Source organism: Deinococcus sp. (genome assembly GCF_018260405.1).
Lineage (GTDB): Bacteria > Deinococcota > Deinococci > Deinococcales > Deinococcaceae > Deinococcus.
The window spans coordinates 1-592 of the sequence record NZ_JAGLBG010000259.1 but is presented as its reverse complement, the minus strand read 5'-3'; the positions used below and the strand labels follow the sequence as shown (position 1 = coordinate 592).

At 53.9% G+C, this 592-nt stretch carries 1 pseudogene; it reads left to right on the top strand.

The window, feature by feature from the left end:
- Nucleotides 1-234: 234 nt before the first annotated feature.
- Nucleotides 235-592: pseudogene (locus QZ269_RS13430) on the top strand (hypothetical protein); the annotation flags it as partial.

Here is a 592-nt window from a genome sequence, read left to right as displayed (position 1 = left end):
AAAGAAAGAGCAGGACGTAGAATAGAGGGGGTGGCGGTGTGTTTCCGACGTGCCCATCATTCGGAGAACTGCTCTAAAAGCCACTCAAGCCACTCTTGGCGTCAGTTCTTGCTTCACTTCTCACGTCAGGCCAAGTAGGGCAGGTGACTTTGAAACTTTGCCCCTCACTCTTCCCTAACATGAGTCCATCCTGTAGTTTCTAAGCGTTCACCCCCTCACCTGGAGGCTCCCCCTATGAAAAAAGTTGTTTTGCTGCCCGTCTTCGCTCTCGCCCTCAGCGCCTGTGCGCCCACCGTAAACACCTCCGGCGGCGTAAGCACGGGTAGAAGTGAGGTATGCGCTCCTATCACTCAGACTCAGGTAGAAGGATTCTTTGACCGCTGGAATGACAGCTTAAAAACCCTTGACCCCGCCAAGGTAACCGCGAACTATCACAAGGACGCTCTGCTGCTGCCTACTGTCAGCAATACTCCACGGGCCTCCACAGAAAGCATCAACGCTTACTTTGTGGATTTCCTGAGAGGCTGTCTGAGGCCCATATCGTCGGAGTATCCATGCTGCCCTCTTCATCAGGCGCACAATCGCTGGAGCA